The sequence below is a fragment of the Staphylococcus sp. EG-SA-2 genome (assembly GCF_017152085.1).
This window is the reverse complement of sequence record NZ_JACYHC010000273.1, coordinates 1-445: the sequence shown is the minus strand read 5'-3', so window position 1 is coordinate 445 and position 445 is coordinate 1. Positions and strand designations below refer to the sequence as shown.

Below are 445 nucleotides of genomic sequence, written 5' to 3'. Positions count from 1 at the left end.
GAACCTGTTTGTTTATTTAAAATTGCTTTCGCAGCAGCTACAGCTTGATCATAAGCAGTTTTCTTACTTTGTTCAGCGTCACGATATTTTTGAGTTTGTTTTGTTGCATTTTCATCATCAATACCATGTTGTAATTGACCCATAGCTGTATTAAGTTCATTTGCAGTTTGTTGGATACTTGTTACATTTGCAACACGTTGCGCACTTGTAACTTGTGCTTTTAACGCATCTTTTTGCGCTTTATTTAAGTTAGTAGCACCATCGATGGCATTTGTTGCTGTTTGTTTCGCTTGCGTTAAATTATGTGTACCATCTAATGCATTTTTCGTTGATGTCACTTGTGTAGCGATTTGGTTAATTGCATTAGCATCCATATTTGGATTGCTTGTTGCATTAATGACACCATTAGCACTATCAACAGCATTGTTATAGTTTGTTTTGTTAC

1 protein-coding gene is annotated in these 445 nt (G+C 35.3%); it reads right to left on the bottom strand.

Features of this window, described 5'->3' with window-relative positions; genetic code table 11:
- The coding region (locus IDG60_RS02660; RefSeq protein WP_206160470.1) for a GA module-containing protein at positions 1–445 on the bottom strand (445 nt) is incomplete at both ends.